The organism is Collinsella sp. TF05-9AC (genome assembly GCF_003438495.1).
GTDB lineage: Bacteria > Actinomycetota > Coriobacteriia > Coriobacteriales > Coriobacteriaceae > Collinsella.
On record NZ_QSSH01000036.1, the window covers coordinates 1 to 18195 of the forward strand.

Annotated in this window: 12 protein-coding genes and 1 pseudogene; 11 read left to right on the top strand and 2 right to left on the bottom strand. The window is 47.2% G+C overall.

Annotated elements, in window-relative coordinates:
- Positions 1-300 (top strand): annotated as a pseudogene (locus tag DXC52_RS08775) (hypothetical protein); the annotation flags it as partial.
- Positions 301-400: 100 nt separating this feature from the next.
- On the top strand, positions 401-2542 hold the full coding sequence (locus tag DXC52_RS08780; RefSeq protein WP_117746949.1) for a C39 family peptidase: 2142 nt from the start codon (positions 401-403) through the stop codon (positions 2540-2542).
- A gap of 61 nt (positions 2543-2603) precedes the next feature.
- Here DXC52_RS08780 and DXC52_RS08785 read toward each other — a convergent pair whose 3' ends face one another.
- Positions 2604-3545, bottom strand: a complete 942-nt coding sequence (locus tag DXC52_RS08785; RefSeq protein ID WP_117716690.1) for a DMT family transporter — start codon at positions 3543-3545, stop codon at positions 2604-2606.
- Positions 3546-3547: 2 nt separating this feature from the next.
- A complete protein-coding gene (locus tag DXC52_RS08790; protein ID WP_199409504.1) occupies positions 3548-5320 on the bottom strand; it encodes a phosphotransferase in 1773 nt (590 codons plus the stop codon).
- A 163-nt stretch (positions 5321-5483) separates the two neighbouring features.
- Between DXC52_RS08790 and DXC52_RS08795 the strand changes: the two genes are divergently transcribed.
- The 9 genes from DXC52_RS08795 to DXC52_RS08830 all read left to right on the top strand — a co-directional run bounded on the left by DXC52_RS08795 (position 5484) and on the right by DXC52_RS08830 (position 17654).
- Positions 5484-7655: an NlpC/P60 family protein gene (locus tag DXC52_RS08795; RefSeq protein WP_158554630.1), complete on the top strand. Its 2172-nt coding sequence runs from the start codon at positions 5484-5486 to the stop codon at positions 7653-7655.
- Between the two features lie 42 nt (positions 7656-7697).
- Positions 7698-9767, top strand: a complete 2070-nt coding sequence (locus DXC52_RS08800) for a L,D-transpeptidase family protein (RefSeq protein ID WP_117746950.1) — start codon at positions 7698-7700, stop codon at positions 9765-9767.
- A 108-nt stretch (positions 9768-9875) separates the two neighbouring features.
- A complete protein-coding gene (locus tag DXC52_RS08805) occupies positions 9876-10823 on the top strand; it encodes a glycosyltransferase (RefSeq protein ID WP_158554631.1) in 948 nt (315 codons plus the stop codon).
- A 44-nt stretch (positions 10824-10867) separates the two neighbouring features.
- Positions 10868-12112: a polysaccharide biosynthesis protein gene (locus tag DXC52_RS09955; RefSeq protein WP_147330617.1), complete on the top strand. Its 1245-nt coding sequence runs from the start codon at positions 10868-10870 to the stop codon at positions 12110-12112.
- A gap of 4 nt (positions 12113-12116) precedes the next feature.
- The gene (locus DXC52_RS08810; RefSeq protein ID WP_158554632.1) at positions 12117-12977 is read left to right on the top strand and encodes a phosphorylcholine transferase LicD; all 861 of its coding nucleotides are present in this window, start codon (positions 12117-12119) and stop codon (positions 12975-12977) included.
- A 33-nt stretch (positions 12978-13010) separates the two neighbouring features.
- Entirely contained in the window at positions 13011-14156 is a 1146-nt protein-coding gene (locus tag DXC52_RS08815; protein ID WP_117746952.1) for a glycosyltransferase family 4 protein, read from the top strand.
- A gap of 112 nt (positions 14157-14268) precedes the next feature.
- A complete protein-coding gene (locus tag DXC52_RS08820) occupies positions 14269-16245 on the top strand; it encodes a DUF2142 domain-containing protein (RefSeq protein WP_158554633.1) in 1977 nt (658 codons plus the stop codon).
- Positions 16246-16569: 324 nt separating this feature from the next.
- The gene (locus DXC52_RS08825; RefSeq protein ID WP_229042286.1) at positions 16570-17301 is read left to right on the top strand and encodes a glycosyltransferase family 2 protein; all 732 of its coding nucleotides are present in this window, start codon (positions 16570-16572) and stop codon (positions 17299-17301) included.
- A complete protein-coding gene (locus DXC52_RS08830; RefSeq protein WP_035138621.1) occupies positions 17301-17654 on the top strand; it encodes a DUF2304 domain-containing protein in 354 nt (117 codons plus the stop codon). The genes DXC52_RS08825 and DXC52_RS08830 overlap by 1 nt, the downstream gene beginning before the upstream one ends.
- The last annotated feature ends 541 nt before the right edge of the window (positions 17655-18195 follow it).

The following is an 18195-nucleotide window of genomic DNA, read 5'->3' on the forward strand; positions in this document are numbered from 1 at the left end:
AACCTAAACGGTGCGTGGTACTGGCTCGATCCCTCGACGCACGCCATGGCCACTGGGCTCCACGAGTGCAACGGCTCCGCGTACTGGTTCAACGCCTCCGGCGCGATGGCGACCGGTTGGGTCCTCGACGGCGGCACCTGGTACTACGCGACGGGATCAGGCGTGCTGGCCTCCGGCTGGGCATACGTCGGCGGCGCCTGGTACTGGCTTGACCCCACGACGCACGCAATGACTACGGGTGTTCAAGAAATCGATGGGGTGCAATACTCTTTTGCTAGCAATGGTGTATGGCTTGGCTAGCAGCTCTTCTTTAATTGCTTTTTTCTAATTACATATTGCTCTTAGCCATCCATTTGTAGACTATGTTTATGTAAAAATTGGTTACTACTGGGGGCTGCACATGGCAAGGAAAAAGTGGATAATATTAATCCTAATCATTCTTTCAACCCTACTGCTCGCTGGGCCCGGTGTGGTTGATATCGCGAACGCAGAACCCATAAGCTCCTCTATCCCTACTGATATTGAGAGGCAATCCGTCCCCTCGACTCTTTCTCCTTCCGATTCAATCGATGATGGTCCTGCTCAAGAATCCGTTAAATGGAATCTGGGTTGGAATTCGTTTGACGGCAACTGGTTCTATGTGGATTCAGTCAATCCGGTCTCGTTGCATTCTGGCTGGCTCTATACCAATGGGGCCTGGTACTGGCTCGATCCCTCGACGCACGCCATGGCCATCGGGCTCCATGAGTGCAATGGCTCCGCATACTGGTTCAATGGCTCCGGCGCGATGGCGACCGGATGGGTGCTCGACGGCGGGACCTGGTACTACGCGACGGGCTCAGGCGCGCTGGCCTCCGGCTGGCTCAACCTAAACGGTGCGTGGTACTGGCTCGATCCCTCGACGCACGCCATGGCGACGGGCTTTCACGAGTGCAACGGCTCCCTGTACTGGTTTAATTCGTCCGGCGCGATGGCGACCGGTTGGGTGCTCGACGGCGGGACCTGGTACTACGCGACGGGCTCCGGCGCGCTGGCGCGCGGCCCCGTATCCGTCGGCGGCGTGCCCTACTGCTTCGACGCCCGGACGGGGGCCATGCTGACGGGTTACCAGACTGATGCGCAGGGCGTCCGCCGCTACTTCGGCAGCTGCGGCCCTCTTAACGGCTGGGGCTTCGTCGACGGCTCCTGGTACTGGTTCGCTGACGGTATCGCCTCGACCGGCTGGCTTTACACCGGCGGTTCCTGGTACTGGCTCGACCCCGACGCGGGCGGCGCCATGGTGACGGGCCTCCACGCGTGCAACGGCTCAGCGTACTGGTTCAGCGCCTCCGGCGCGATGGCGACCGGATGGGTCCTCGACGGCGGGACCTGGTACTACGCGACTGGCTCCGGCGCCCTCGCCTCCGGCTGGCTCAACCTAAACGGTGCGTGGTACTGGCTCGATCCCTCGACGCACGCCATGGCCACGGGCGTTCAAACTATCGGATCATGTGAATACATATTTAATAGTACCGGCAAGATGATGGCTAATTGCTGGTCAAACGGTGATGGGTCTTGGATGTATCATTCGTCATCCAGCGGCGCAATTGACCTTAAAGGCATCATGACCGATTCGGGAATCCAGCTGATTGACGACGACGGTAATGCCAGAACTGGTTGGATTGAGAGTCAGGGTGCTCGATATTATTGTTCTGCTAGTGGAGTAATTCTGACTGGGTGGCAGCAAATTGCTGGGTCTTGGTATTACTTTAACCCGGATGGTCGAATGGCGACCGGCTGGCTTAACGATGGCAGCAACTGGTACTGGCTGGATTCCGCTTCTGGCGCGATGAAAACGGGATGGCTTTCCCTTGGGGGCACATGGTATTACCTTGATGCCGCACGTGGGGGAGTAATGTTGAGCAACGGTTGGTATTGGATCGGCTCTACTGACTACAAGTTCAGTTCATCCGGCGCAATGGTTGGCGCTTGGGTCGATGTCCCGTGCTATTCTCAGTACCCGGAACTTCCTACTGGCTGTGAGTCGGTTGCCCTTACAAACTTGCTTAACTACTATGGTTTTGGTTTAGGTAAGACGATTATTGCGGATTATTACTTGCCCAAGGGAAGCAACGGCAACTTTGTTACCGCCTTTGATGGCAACCCAAGGCGTAGCAGCGGGGGTCTCATGGGATGCGTCGCCCCTGCGATTACTATTGCTGGTAATAACTTTCTGCGCGCTGCGGGAAGTATCATGCAGGCAAAAGACGTTTCTTTCTCGTCAATTTCTTCCATTAAGAACAGACTGACCTGTGGACAACCTGTTGAGATGTGGAATACCGAATGGGGAAGTTGGCCAGGAGGCCGTTATGCTGCTCGTTGGTATAACGGGCATTCCTATGGTCTGTGGGGCGGTAATCATGCCGTAGTCCTTAAAGGCTATGATGACGAGCAGGGAATTGTCTATCTTTCGGATTCGATTAACGGCAATGTTACGCGAAATGCCCAGGTGTTCTTCGGCACGTGGCAACAGATGGATAGCCAGGCTGTGGTAATTGAATAGCCATGATGCTAAAAGGGGAGAGCTCGTCGAGCTCTCCCCTTTTACTATATTGTTAATCAAGCTACGCCGTCTTATTACGTCCAAATAGTTCGTCCCAGTTACTAGCTGCCAAAACTGTTCCGCATACAATTACAACGCAGCAGATTACGGATGCCATATCGGGAATTGTTCCAAGCAAGATCAGGCCAAAGACCACCGACCATGCCGAATAGGAGATATTCAGAGCCATCGCACGCGCTGCTCCGATTGCCGCAATCCCCTTGTAATAGAACAGATAGGATGCAGTTCCTGCGAGTCCGGCGAGTGCAATAATCAATGTAGGCATGCTCGGGATGGCACCCAGCGTGAAATGCCATGCTCCGAAGAGGGGGAGTACAAGCACTCCATAAACAAGCGCACTTGTAGTTTCGCGGATTTGCAAAGCCGTTTCGTCATCAACGGCATCATCTTTCATTCCCCATGCGCACAGCACCGCTTCGGATCCCCATCCGATAACAGCAAGCACCGCGCCGAGTAAGCCGAGGGGGGCATTTGCAATCTCGCTCGATCCGGCCGATAGATAGCCCATCGTCATTACGCCGCAAAGAGCAACGAGAAGGGAAAGAATCTGTCCTTTGCCCATTTTCTCCTTCAGCAGCACGAAAGAAAGGAATGCTCCGACAGCGGGATAGAAGGCGGATATAATTGCCGTGTAGGCTGCTCCGATATTATTAATCGCCAATACGTATCCGGTCATTCCGATAGGTCCACCGAGCAGTGCGCCGGCGATGACGACCTTGCCCGAACGAGTTTTAAGTGCAGCGAGCGTGTCTTTTAATCTGCCTCGAACTCCCATGTACCCAAAGAGCCAGATCGCACAGAAGGCATCATGGAGAAAAGATCCCGCAATGGAGGCACATGCAAGCGCTTCCGCCGATCCAATATAGGGCGCGAGCGCCAAACCGATTCCAAGTATTACTGTATCAAGGCCCCAAAGAAGACCGCTAAAAAAGCCGAATTGCATCGTTACTCACCTTTTCGATAGATCTCCAGTGCCTTTTTAAGGTATTTGGCACTGTAATTGAAGTAGATATAGAGCCATTCGCCTACGAAGTCGCCTTCGGCTTCTTTCAGAAGAGACCAGAGGTACCAGCACCATCCTGCAAGGGCAATGTGCGCATAGTTATGTGCAGCTTCGTTGTTTGTTGCCTTGCGCCCATAATATGCATCAAGCGCGCGGTCGACTTCATCTTCGGAAAGCTCGCAGCAGACACTGCACGTTCCAAAATCGTTTGCATAATCGCTCATGCCAGCATATTCCCAGTCAATGAGATAGTACTTGTCGTTTTCATCGATAAGGAAATTGAGGTAAAAGAAGTCATTGTGACAAAGGCATTTTGGCGCATTGTCGGCCTGGACAAAGTGCTCCAATTCATCGATTTCGGCGGCCATTTCCCTGTAGCCTGGAATGTCGATAGGGCCTTTTTCCAAAAGAAGTGATTCGTAGCGCTTCGCTTCGAGGTAGAAGTCAAATTCGGTTTCGACATTTGCACCGCTCTCGTGAAGCGAACGACACATCTGCATCATTCGATTCATTTGGGCATCATCATGCGGATCAGGCTGCTTTGCGTTGGGTACAAACTTCGAAATTTTCCAACCGCGCTTTGGGTCCTCATGAATGAACGTGTCGTCAAGGCCGAGTTCCTTGGCCTTTTTAAGTGCGGCTACTTCTCCATTTCTGTTAATAAGCAGTTCGGTCCCGACTCCCGGATGGCGGTAAACGTACTCTCCGTCATTGGTTCTAAAGTGGCACGATAGATTCGTAAGACCTTGTTTAAGGGGATAAACGTCGTGAATCTCTGATTTGGAGCAGCCGAGCACTTGCTCGATGTTATCGAAAATATCGGAGTCAACGTTTTCGATAAAATGCGGATCAAAGGCACGCAGTTCATCAAGAGAATCGAATTCGTTGATCTCGCCCTCAGGATACTTTTTGATCACCATATCGAGCTCCTTGATGTGCTCGATATATAGATCTTCCCAAAGCTTGTCCGTTGTTTCGGGCTTGTTATATTCCGTTTCGAGAATCTGCTTAAATGCAAGCGAGAAGGCTTTATCAAAGTAGACATGTCCGAGCATATACCAAGCATCGGAACCGCCAATCGTAACATTGGTGATTCTGTCCATTGCTCCGGTTTGAATGCACCATTCTTTGGTGGCGCCTTCAGCATATTGAGCAGAATAAAATGCTTTCCAAACGTATGCTTCAAACGGATTGTTTAGAAGGTAATCATCGCTTGAACAAATATAGGTGTTGCCAAGCCGCTCTTTTACGCACATAAGCGATGCGTGGTTATTTTTGGATGCATATTCGTTGTTGACGACAATCGAAACGCCGAACTTGCTTTCGAGATAGAAGAAATACTCTTTTTTATAGCCGACAACGACGGTGATATTGCTGATACCTGCGTCTTGCAGCTGCCTAATCTGACGTTCGATGAGAATCTCACCACGTACCTTTAAAAGGCCTTTGGGCTTTTCATACGAAATGGGAGCAAAGCGGCTCGAAAGCCCCGCAGCCAATATCACTGCGTTTTCAACCTTATAGGGGTGAAGTGCTTCGTAACCGTTGTCGGTTAGGCTGTCCGATTCGAGAAGGCCTTCATTCGTAAGCTCTTTATTTGCTGCGTTTACCGATCCAAGTGAGAGGCCAGTGCGCTCGGCAACTTCTCGCTGGCTGGCATATGGGTTCTTTAGGTATTCGTACAGAACAGTAAAGTTACGCTTGGTCAGTTCCACTGCAGGCCTCCAATTAAGATGTTCATTGCTTAGGAAAAGAATAGAATGATTGAACGTTATGTTCAATTTAATATATTTATCTACATAGACTGAACAGACAGTAACGAAAATCAATCCTGGAATGTGGATTAAAAGATAAATGAGATATCTGGGAGGGTCGCTTATGTATCGATTCGAAAAGAAGGCCACGCTTGTTTGTGCTGCTGCGTCATTAATCACTGCTTGCTGCTTGCCCCTGAGTGCGAATGTCGCGTTTGCACAGGATTCCGTTGAGGCTCAGAGTATTGAGTCAAAAGCGGATTTTTCTTCTGTGGTTTCCGATGATTTGCAACCTGATAATTCTTCCGTCATAAAAGATGGCTGGCAACGAGACGAGTCGTCTGGAGTTTGGTATTACGGAAAAAACGGTAAACACCAAACTGGCTGGCTGCAAAGCGGGGGCTATTGGTATTGGCTTGATCCAGCCAATGATGGTGCAATGCAGACAGGTTATTTCAATGTGACCGATGCTGGCGGATCGACTGCTTCGTTTTATGCGAATGACGGCAATGCCGCAACGCCTTTTGGCGCGCTATATCAGAACTGCTGGCTACGTAACTCAGATGGAAATTGGTTTTATGCCAATGCTGGAGGCGATTTAGCTGCTGGTTGGTTTTATCAAGACGGCACATGGTATTACCTGGATCCTGCCACCCATATAATGCAGGTTGGTTTTGTCGACCTCGGGAGCGGGAAATACTATTTAGATGCCACTGGTGCTATGAAAACCGGCTGGATTCTCGTTGACGGGAATTGGTACTGGGCTTATTCATCGGGTGCCCTTGCTTCGTCATGGCAAACGATAGGTGGGGCTCGCTATTATTTTGACCCACAGACGTTCATCATGTTTAAGGGTCGTCAAAAGATTGATGGAAGAACCTACATTTTTGGTGACTATGGCCTCGCAAATGGATGGTACAAAGACGGAGCAGATTGGTATTACTGCTCTAACGGTATTGCGGCCACTGGCTGGAAACTCGTTAACGGCGCTTGGTATTATCTCGACCCAGCCTCCGATGGTAAGATGTCCGTTGGGTATTTAGACCTTGGCAATGCAGCATATTATTTGAACCCCAATGGGGTTATGGCTGTTGGCTGGGCTCAGTCCGAGAACGGCTGGTATCTAGCCTCTCAATCTGGTGCGCTTATTTCTGACTGGTATAAAGAAGGCGCTAGCTGGTATTACCTGGACCCTGTTAGCCATCTAATGAAAACGGGCTTATTTGAGGTGAGCGGCAACGATTGTTTTGCAAACCAGAGCGGTAGGCTCGTGGTTTCAAGCTGGGTTACCGTTAATGATGGCGTTGAAAGATATGCCGATGATAATGGATATCTTTGCAAGGATGTGATTCGCGAAAACGGCGCTATTCTAAAAACCGCTGGAGCTGATGGTTGGCAGGTTGCGTCCGGCTGGGTTAATGTCGCAAATCTAAGGTTTTACGCTGAGCCCGGAACGGGTGCCATTCATCTTGGATGGCTGCAGATTGACGGCGATTGGTATTGGCTTGATGCCAATTCTGGCGTGATGAAGACCGGATGGGTTTTTACTGGTGGTTCATGGTATTACCTAAACGCTGACGGAAAAATGGCAACTGGTTGGAAATGCCTGAATGGAACATGGTATTACCTTGAGTCCAATGGAAGCATGCATGTTGGCTGGCTTAAAGATTCGGGTAAGTGGTATTGGTTAGACGGCAGCGGCGCTATGGCAACGGGCGCAAGGACCATCGACGGTGTTCGCCGAATTTTCTGGAGCGATGGCCAGTGCGACAAAGTTGGCTGGCAAAATCCATCCCAGTATCCTCAGGTCAGTTCTTGGACTGTTCAGCTGCCTAGCTATTGCACCGGATACTTTACCTATGTGACCCCTTCTCGCATTTCTGTCGAAGCAACGCGGGAAGATTGCGTGAACGCCTTTATCCAGCGCGCCTATGAGTATATCGGTACGCAATATATTGAGCCTTGGTCTACCGCTCCCGGTGGAGCTGTTGATTGCTCTGGTTTTGTCTTGCAGTGCCTTTATGCTACTGGCATGGATATGGGTGTTTACAACCCTTATAACCATCGCTGGGATCCAAGCCAAACCTACAATTCCATGAATTGGTATCGAAGCAATATCTTTATGCCCGTGAGCACGAGCTCGATTCAACGCGGCGATGTGATTTATTACCGCGGTCATATTGCAATTGCACTTGGCGGCGGCTTGATGATTGATTCCTGGCCTCATCAAGGTGTCGGAATTCATCCTATTAGCGCAAGGGGAAATGTAATCGGCGCAGCTCGTCCGTTTATTTAATAGATTCCCTGCAAGACAGTCGGTACCGGTTGGGGGCTTGAAATGAATGCTCGGATTGATCATCGAATTTGCTGGCGAGTAATTGGCTTGATGCTATTTTCCGCCTTACTTTCAGTTACAGCCCCCGCATTTTCTTGCACTGCTTATGCCGTGGAAGAGGGGGCGGATAACGGTGTCGTAGAGCGCGACTCGACAGGAGGGCCGGGAGCATTGGTCGGTGGCGGTTGCTCTCAAGACTCCAGCGATTGTGCCGGCAAAACAACGGAAGATTCGAGCCTACAGGTTGTCGATAGCCATGACCCGTCGACTACAGAACAACTATCTGGATGGCAATGGAACGGTTTGTCCTGGTATTACTATCTAGATGGCTGTCGTTTGACCGGAATTCAGAATATTGACGACTTGCTGTACTACTTGGACCCCGCTCGTGACGGCGCAATGAGCTGCGGCTGGATTTTTACTGAAAATAAGTGGTTTTACGCGGGTCCGTCAGGCGCTTTGGCAAGTGGCTGGCAGTTTATTGGAGACCAATGGTACTGGTTTGACTCCCTTAACAGCTGTTCTATGGCTACTGGTCGACGTGTTATTGATGGGCACCCTTATCTTCTTGGAACCTATGGACTGATTAATGGATGGTACCTTGATAACGGTTTATGGTATTGGGGTAGCAATGGTGAAGTCTTAACCGGCTGGCTTCAAACTGGCAATAACTGGTATTGGCTTGATCCCGCCAATGATGGTGTTATGTCTAGAGGAATCGTTTCTGTCGGTTCGTCTCGTTACTATTTATCGGATTCCGGCGCAATGACTGTTGGTTGGGCGTTTGATGGGACGGACTGGTATTACGCTGACGGTTCCGGCGCACTTGCATCGGGCTGGCGTTTGGTGAATGGCGTTTGGTATTGGCTCGATGTCGCAAATGACAATAGAATGGCTACCGGCTTTTATGTCATCGGATCCAACCGGTATCATTTTTCTTCAACGGGAGCGTTGTCACTTGGCTGGTTTATGAGCGATGGAGACTGGTATTACGCTGAGCCTTCTCAAGCGTCGGGCATTATAAAGACTGAATGGCTGAAGGACGGTGGTCAATACTATTATCTCGATCCTGCCGCCGACGGTAAAATGCTTCTTGGTCATTTTTCTGTAAATGGGAAAAGCTATTATGCAAAAGCTTCAGGCGCTGTTGCTTGTCGTGAATGGGTAGATGTCCAGGACTCGGTTCAGGATGAGCCATCTAAGGCTTTTGCTGGTTCTGATTGCTCATTGTGTGGAGCATTGCGTAATGGAAAACTGTTTACATCAAACGGCGATGGCGAATTGGTCGAAGCTCACGGGTTTGTGATGCTTGGAGGCTGTAAGTTCTATGCTGATTCAACCGATGGCTCCCCCTGCGCTGGATGGAAGAACGTTAACGGAAAATGGTACTTTTTTGATGAGACCGCTGGCTATGCACGATCTGGCTGGCTGTACAAGGATGGCTCCTGGTTCTATTTAGATCCGTCCACTTATGCTATGAAAACCGGTTGGGTTGCCGTTAACGGATCTTGGTATTACTTGAATTCGTCTGGTTATATGCAGACAGGATGGCTCAATCTGGGCGCCACCTGGTATTGGCTTGATGCTAGTGGAGCTATGGCTACTGGCTGGCGCGTTGTGGACGGATCCTGGAATTTCTTTATGGCTAACGGCGCGTGGGTGTCAGACTATATGGATGCTAAGGCTCAAAGTTATTCAAGCAATACAAATTGGCTGATACTTGTCGATACGTCACGTTGCGTTACGAGTATTTACACTGGATCCTGGAATAACTGGTCCTTAAACCGTCGATATGTATGTTCGACGGGAAAAGCTAGCACGCCTACGGTGATAGGGGAGTATCAAGTCTACGGTAAGGGATACTCCTTTGGGCATGGATATACTTGCTATTACTACACGCAGTTCTATGGTGATTACTTATTCCATTCCTCACCCTACTACGTCAACAGCAACCGCGTGATGGATCCCACGATGGGCGTTCCATCCTCTGCTGGATGCGTACGCCTTGAGATTCAGAATGCAAAATGGATTTACGATAACATTCCTTATGGAACAAAGGTTGTTACTTATTGATATTAGGCACTCGTTTTAAGAGACAGGGATAAATACTCTATTTTTAAAAGAGTTTCTTTTAACTGAGGGTGCTTTGATAATCTTTAAGCAATGAATTTGGGAGGATTTTTGGAAATAGAAATGGGAAATGATATTGGCGTATGCGTACTTCTCTCAGCTTATAAACCCGATCTTAAGTTTTTCGCGGAACAACTTGATTCGATAGATAAACAAACGTTTCCGCTTACGCTTCTAGTTAGAAATGACTGCCCTGAATCGGATTCATTAGAGCGGTTTATCCAAGCGCATATAACGAAAAACGCCTATCGGTATTATCACGGTGATAATAATCTCGGTTATGTCAAATCGTTCGAGGCGCTGCTCTCCTTGGCGGAAGGGGATTACGTAGTACTTTGCGATCAGGATGATATTTGGGAGCCTAATAGAGTTGAAGTTTCGCTCAACCATATGCTAGAAGAAGGCTCAATTCTAGATGTTTGTGATAGATCGGTAATTGACGAAAACGGAAATATTCTGGTAAAGAGTTATAGGAAAGCTCATCCTAATTCGCCGGAAGTAAATTGGTGCTCTGGAGAGGATATTACTGTACAGGCCGCAAGCGTATGTTACGGCATTGGTATGGCTCTCATGTTAGATGCGAGTGCGGCGAAGTCGATGATTCCATTTCCGGAATCGACTGCACATGACTTGTGGTTGACATTGGGTTGCAGTGAACTGGGGAAGTGCAGCTTTACTATGACTCCTTTGGTTAAGTATCGTCGACATGGTGGTAACGAAACTGGATTCCTTGCAGGTGTTTCTTCAAAAGATGATTGGTATTCGACAAGAGTTAAAAACAGGGTTGATACTGCTAGGCGATTTGCCGATAGATTTCCCGATTCACCGCATCTAAAGGAAATATTGGGGTTCGCTGAAGCAAGGGAGCGGCGCTCCATAATTGGTTTACTTAAATACCGACGAGCTTGCCCGTCTATCGCTAAAGCAGATATCATTATACGTCTTATGCCGAATTGGCTGTTTATTTTGATTTTAAAAGAACTTAAAGCTGCGAGATAGCTCCGTATCCTCATTTCGACAGGTTTAGAAGGGCGCTTATATTTGTGAAGGCCACAGAGAAGACTCTTTCGATTAAACATAATATGTTCTGGAATACCGTCGGTTCGTTGACTAATTTAGGCTGTCAGTGGCTTATCACCATTTTGGTCGTTCGGCTGTCTGATGGATATAGTGCTGCAGGCATTTATTCGCTGGCTATGTCTATTTTCAACATGTTTTCTCAATTAGCCCAATACAGGATGTACACGGTGCAAATTGCAGATGTTGAAAGGAAAAACTCTGCTGGTGAATACCTGACTTTTCGTTTCTTTACTACTTTTATAGCGTTTGCAATGTTAGCCGTCTATTCCATTGCAACGTGTCGTATTGGTACGGTGCCCGCTATTCTTCTGTATGCTCTCTATAAAACCGCTGGCTTAGTCATTGATGTCATGCATGCTAATGATCAGGTTGGTCATAGGATGGACTATATTGGGAAATCCCTCATAATGCAGGGCATCGGCTCTCTCCTTTCATTCATTCTTGTCTATGGATTTTTTAATAGCCTCGAAGGTGCACTGTTGCTTATGACGGTAGTGACAATAGGCATCGGAGTTATTTACGATTATCCAAGATCAAATCGGATTTCTGCAATCAAGCTTGGAATTAGCCGAGCGAAGGTCAGAGCCTTCCTATGTAGCTGTTTGCCCATCGTTCTGGGCGGCATTGCTGCTTCTGCGGCGCCGAATATTCCCAGGCAGTATTTATCTTATTCATTCGGAGATTCTGCTCTGGGTATTTATGCATCAGTTGCTGCACCTGTGGCAATTATCCAAATGGGTGCGACCTATATTTATAATCCTTTATTAGGTTATCTAGTAGAGCGTTACCATTCTAGAGAAAAGTCCTTTTTTTCGCTCATAGGTAAAATACTTGCTGGCATCTTTTTTGTCGGTGTCATATCTTCAGTTGCCCTTTTCTTTTTCGGTAAATTATTGCTGTCACTGTTTTATGGCGCTGGAATAGCTAAACATACCGATCTCCTTCAGCCTATGTTGGCTTGTGCCTTTTTGACTGGCATCGCTTGGTTTGTCAACGATTTGTTGGTTTCTCTTGATAATTACCGAGGGGTATTTGTTGGCAGCATGCTGTCCTTAATTAGTGCTGTCGCTGTTATGGCTCCTGCGCAAATGCTGTTTGGCTTAAATGGCCCTACTGTATCGGCGCTTATATCCAATGCCATTTGCCTTATTTATCAGTCTTCTGTTTTGGGGAAACAGACGCAACAATGGTTCGGGGAAAAGAGATAGGCCGATGATGTCTAAAGCTCACGCGCTATTAAAGCTTCAAAACACTGAATTGGATATCCTTCAGGTTGTCGCCGCATTCTGCTCTAAGCACGGCATCAGGTGGTGGCTTGACGGTGGAACATGTTTAGGAGCAATGCGTCATAGGGGGTTTATCCCTTGGGATGATGATATAGATATCGGAATGATGCGTTCAGATTATGACCGCTTTTGCTCTTTAGCCGAGGGTGGGTTACCGGAAGGATATTCGCTCCATACATCGCGGAATACTACTGGCTATGCTGCGATGTTTGCTAAGGTGTATCGCGATGGAACTCGCTTCGAGAATCAAGAGGCTCGAGAGGCTTCCAGTTCGATGGGCATTTTTGTCGACATCTTTCCATATGACCAGCTCTATACAGATAAACGCCTTCGTGCAAAGCAAGTCCGAACTGCATCAATTGCACAGAAAAGAGCCTATTTATATCATTCTTCTTCCATTGTTGTCCCTCATAAAGGGTTCCTTGGTCAACTCGAGCAAATTGGTTGTTCTGCTATGCACGTGGTGGAACAACTGGTTTCTCGAGGCGCATGCTCTTACCAGGATTTGTTCGATTCCTGTATTTCCGACTCAAATACGGGTGAGGTCTCTGATTACTGTCTGACGTTAAGCTGGCCGAATATGGCGCCAGTGCCTATTTCAGAGATTTTCCCTCTGAGCAGTGCGGTTTTCGAAGGCAGTGAATTCCCTGTTCCTCGTATGACGGATAAATATCTTACAACGATGTATGGCGATTGGAAAAAAATACCGTCACCGGATAATCGACATACCCATCTTCCGCTCTTGCTCGACTTTGGAGATGGGGAAGTCTGGACGGCACAGAATTAAGGATATGACATCTATATCAGATGAGGTTATGTGATGAGCTCCTCTATTTGTATTTTCACTCACCATTATCACCCGCAACTTAGTGGAATTGGTAATTTTGTCGATGGTCTCGCTCACGCCTTGACTGCACGCGGCGATAGGGTGGTTATCGTTACTAATGATTCGATGCGCGTGGGAGTCGGTCATTCAGTCGAAAACGGCCTGGAGGTAATTCGTCTTCCTTGCATTCCGTTACTTGATGGAAGACTTCCTCTTCCCAAAAAAACCAGTGATTATTACCGACTCCTGCAAACCCTTGATGATTATGAGTGGAATGGTGTTCTGATAAACACGAGACTTTTCCCTCTCTCGCTCGAAGGGCTGAAGTTTGCTGCGGATCATAGTGCTAAGGCTGTTGTTCTCGACCACGGCTCAGCGTATCTCTCTTTCAATCAGCCATTTCTTGATTATTTTGTTCGCCGATATGAAGATTGGATTACTGATCGCGTAAAGTCGTTTGAACCTGATTTCTATGGGATTTCTTCTAAAAGTGTTGAATGGCTTCAGCACTTTAATATCACTGCAAAAGGCGTAATTTCAAACTCAATCAATGCCTCATTCTATAGGAGTATTTCTTCGGGGAGAGATTTCCGATCTGAATTAGGTATCCCTCAGTCATCTTTGGTTGTAGCTTTTGTCGGGCGGCTTATTCCTGAAAAGGGAATTAATTCAATTATTGAGGCGGCTCGCACAAAAGATATTACCAAGCGTGATATTTGTTTTGTTCTTGCAGGGGATGGTCCGCTGGCTAATGAGGTCAAGGAAGCTTGTTCGTCTAACTTGTTTTGGCTTGGGAGATGTAACACAGAGGATATTTCCTCCTTACTTCAGCAAGCAGATGTGCTTTGTCTTCCAACTCGTTCCGAAGGCTTTTCAACGGTACTTCTTGAAGCTTCAGCCTGCGGAACGCCTGCAGTGGTAACAGACGTGGGCGGGGCACGCGAGCTTATCTTAGATGATAGCTACGGCACAATAATTCGGTCCATGGCATCTGATGAGGTGGTTTCGGCATTATGCAGGCTTTTTGATGATCGAAAGCTGCTTTCTCTTCAGTCTCGAAACTCTAGGGCGCTTGTTGAAAATCGATATAACTGGGATGCCACTGCTATGGATGTCGAGAAGGCGTTTTGTATTTGCTAAGTGATACTTGGCTGGCTTTTGCTTAGCTTTTGAGTGAAGTTGGATTTGAGATACGAATTTGTTATTGTCGACTTACCCTATTCGATTTTGTCTTTAGTTGGAGATGCACGTTTTGAATAATCCTGCAATTAAGAAAAGCGAGTACGCGCTTGCCATCTTTGGGCTGGGACTTCTTTTATTAGCTGTTGCGACATCATTGCACTATAAGAATTTAAATCTATTCATTCTTGAACTCTTTTGCGATGTCGTTGCTGTTGCGTGCTTATATTTGCAACCGAAATCACAGTCGGGTGGTGACGCTATTCGTCAGATAACCGTCCTCGTCGCGTCCAGCATTCTCAGCAGCTTTCTGCTAGTTTTAATCATATTGACTGGTGCGAAGACGTTTGGCCCCTTCGATCTTGACGCATGGAATATCGCAAGTCTTGTTATATGCTTTCATTTAGTTTTAGCGTTTCAAGGCATTGAGCTTTGCTATGGCCTGGTGAAGAGCTTTGTAGCCTCGGTTAAGAAAACTGATACTAAGAAGTGTTTCTTTTTTTTGACGGTTTCTGTTGGCTTTGCTGTTTTAATCGCTTTTATTGGCATTCCGCTCGATAAGTCAAAGACGGTGTTGTTCGCGTCTGCTTTGCCCATTACTGTTTTGATCGGGTTGATTGCTATTAATGGGGGCACTTCTTATCTGAAGCCCGAACTGTTCGCTTTCGCATGCATTGTCTCGGTCGGTCTATCCGTAATTATTTGCTTCCCCGTTACTAATTTTCTGACATGGGATGATGAGGTCCACTATGGAAATGCAAATAGTGTTTCCTACCTCACAAATGCTGAAATAACAAATTCTGACCGAATGATAGTCGAACAGTTTTATAGGGGGGACGGCTTTAGTTTGGATGCATCTTTGGGTAAGTACCCAATAGATGAAACAAGAGAGTTTAACCGTGGCTCTGTTGAGCAATTAGTCAGAGAGGCCGATAAAAATAATATAGCTGAAGGTATCGAACGTGTTAATTGTTTTGATAGTGTGGCTCTTTCTAAAATTGCCTATATTCCTTCATCTATCGGCCTTTGTTTGGGTCGCTTGCTTCATCTCCCATTTTCTATCAAATTTGCATTGGGAAAATTATTTAATTTACTTGCGTATGCAGTTATCTGCGGAATCGCAATTCGTATAGCCCCTTGCAGAAAATGTCTTTTCACTTGTATTGCGTTGTTCCCGTCTGCCGTGTTAATGGCAGCCAGTTACTCGTATGATCCCTGTGTGATATCGTTCAGTTTGCTAGGAACAGCTCTTTTGTTGAAGATGCTTGTTTCTGAAGAGGATATTTCTGCAAAAACATTCTTCGGATTTCTATTATCTTTTGCAATCGGATTTGCAGCTAAAGCGATTTATTTTCCCTTATTCGGACTTGCGCTTTTAATTCCTGCAGATAAATATACTTCGAGCAAGCAAAGACGTATCTTGATTGGAGCTGCACTATTCGTTTGCGCCATAATGATTTTATCTTTCTTGACGCCATATTTCTCTTCTGTCGTAAATAACATTTCTGATGCACGTGGTGGCTCCGAAGTCTCTACGGCTGGTCAAACGACGGGAGTGCTTGCAAATCCAGTTGGAACTATAGTTGTAATCTCGAATTTCGTTTTTGGATCGATGCTGACCCCGGCGTTTCTCAATTCAATATCAACGAATATGGCTTATCTTGGGGACGTGTCCAATCTGTTCCCATGGCTTTCATATCTTCCCATCGTGTTGTTTGAGGCTATATGCATTATTGATAATGAAAAAGTTACTAAATTTAAGTTTAGCCGTTTCGGGATTGTTTGGACTCTATTCCTGGTTCTTGCTACTTGCTATTTAGTTGCTTTGGCTCTATACATCGCCTTTACAGGAGTTGGAAGCCAGACAGTTGCGGGTGTTCAGGCGCGATACCTCATACCTTTGTTAATACCTTTCGCCTGTCTTTTGCTCAGGTTTCCTATTTACTGCGACGAGGAAGAGAAGACTAAATGTACAGCCTTTATGCTCGGGATTCCATTTGGGCTGCTGTATTTTGTGTTTTTCGAGCTTTTGTATATCCGATTTTTCTAAACTAGCGCTATAAGTCATGGCTATAGTAAGAGGGGATAATAGTTGGATTAGATTGGTTCGAATGGGACGGCGTTGAGGACTCAGGACATGCGTTCCGCATTTGAGACAGAGGTGCACGGGGCCCTTACCCTGCTATGATGGGTGGGGACTCCGTGTGGGCCCCAGTTAAGCAAGCTAAATATCTAAGCTTGAGATGTAACTTCGCGATGGCTAGTCAGGATACTGTAAACTTAAGTTTGAGTTAAACTGTGCGTTGGGCTGTAAGAGTCGCAATTTCTTCAAGCGTCGCTAAGAGCCAACTTTTTTGGAATGGATGAATCTCGATTGTCTCTTGCTGCAACAACATGTTCAAAAGGATATCCGCGTGTTCTCGTAATAATCCCTGCCTATAACGAACAGGAGTGTATTCTCGATACCGTTGCGTCTATAAAAGCTGCGGGATATGACTATGTTGTAATCAACGACGGGTCACAAGATGGAACGCTTGAGCTTTGTCGAGAGCATGGTGTCAACATATTGGACCTGCCACAGAACCTTGGTATCGGTGGAGCGGTCCAAGCGGGCCATAAGTATGCTCAGAGATTTGGCTATGATATTGACATTCAGGTTGACGGCGATGGCCAGCATGATCCTTCTTATGTTCCTGAGCTTGTAAAGCTGATTGAGGGTGGGGCGAGCCTGGCGATAGGCTCTCGATTTCTGGTTGAGACTGATGGTTTTCAGTCAACTTTTATGCGTCGCGTTGGAATCAGGTGGCTTTCATTTTTGCTCGAGCTGCTTACGGGTAAGGTGGTCACCGATCCCACTTCTGGTTTTAGGGCATGCAATAAAGATGCTATCGACCTGTTCTGCAAGAGTTATCCTGATGACTACCCGGAGCCAGAGTCGATTGCTTTGGCTATGAAGCTTGGTCTTCCCGTTATGGAGGCGCCTGTAAAGATGAATGAACGCCAAGGCGGACGTTCGTCCATCGGGGGCTTCTCTTCCGTCTACTACATGATCAAGGTCACGTTAGCCATTGTTCTTGTGTGCTGGGTTCATAGGGGAGATAAATAATGAATCTAATTTTGAGGATTGGTGCGGCCCTCTTTTTCGGCGGCTTTCTCGTCTATGTTTTGCGGCTCGTGTCCAACGGAAAGATGCTTCTTAAGTACTCTCTGTTGTGGATTTTGATGTGTATGGCGGCCTTGATTTGTGATATATGTCCTCAAATTATTTATAGTTGCTCAACAGCTATTGGGTTTGTCAACCCAGCCAATTTCCTTTTTTTGGGTGCAATCGTGCTGTTGCTTGCAATCTCTCTGTCTCTTAGCGTTGCCGTGAGTCGTCATGTTTTGGCGATTAAAAACCTTACTCATAGGATTGCCCTACTCGAAAAGGAACTTGAGAAATGGTCTAATCATGAATGAGCTCAATACGATGGTTTGATTCAGTTCCTTCGGCTATTCCTCATTAAGTCTCCCAGGGTGGTTGTCAATCTAGTGCCGGAGCCCAGGGACCGTTATGCTCGAGTGGTCCCGGTGGTGGGGGCTCGCTCTTGAGTCAAAAGTCCTTTCATTATCGAACTGCCTGAGCAATATTCTTTCCGAAGCATAATTTGACTGGGGTGTTTCGCTGTAAATCGTCATCTGGATGGACAGCGGTGACGAGGTCCTTGGTCCGATTGTTAAATCGTCTCAGCCGTTATAATTCACCACTACTGTACGCCAATTGGCTTGTATCGATGCATAGAGTCAACTTAAGCCAGCCGGAGAACTCCATGGCAAAAGAACGTAATTCCATTGTCGAGCTTTTTTGGTTAATCTCAATGTGGTGTGTATTTGCGCATCATTTTGTAATACATAATGCAGATGATATATCGGTTTTTGCTAGTCCTTTAACCCGTTTAATTTTTAAGTGTTAGCGCCGGAATAATTTAGCCAAATATAGTCGGCCGAGATTGACCAATCC

Excerpts from the sequence above, each read along its gene's own strand:
- DXC52_RS08810 (WP_158554632.1), top strand. The coding sequence starts at position 12,117 with ATGATGTCTAAAGCTCACGCGCTATTAAAGCTTCAAAACACTGAATTG.
- DXC52_RS08815 (WP_117746952.1), top strand. The coding sequence starts at position 13,011 with ATGAGCTCCTCTATTTGTATTTTCACTCACCATTATCACCCGCAACTT.
- DXC52_RS08780 (WP_117746949.1), top strand. The coding sequence starts at position 401 with ATGGCAAGGAAAAAGTGGATAATATTAATCCTAATCATTCTTTCAACC.
- DXC52_RS08800 (WP_117746950.1), top strand. The coding sequence starts at position 7,698 with ATGAATGCTCGGATTGATCATCGAATTTGCTGGCGAGTAATTGGCTTG.
- DXC52_RS08795 (WP_158554630.1), top strand. The coding sequence starts at position 5,484 with ATGTATCGATTCGAAAAGAAGGCCACGCTTGTTTGTGCTGCTGCGTCA.
- DXC52_RS08785 (WP_117716690.1), bottom strand. The coding sequence starts at position 3,545 with ATGCAATTCGGCTTTTTTAGCGGTCTTCTTTGGGGCCTTGATACAGTA.
- DXC52_RS08830 (WP_035138621.1), top strand. The coding sequence starts at position 17,301 with ATGAATCTAATTTTGAGGATTGGTGCGGCCCTCTTTTTCGGCGGCTTT.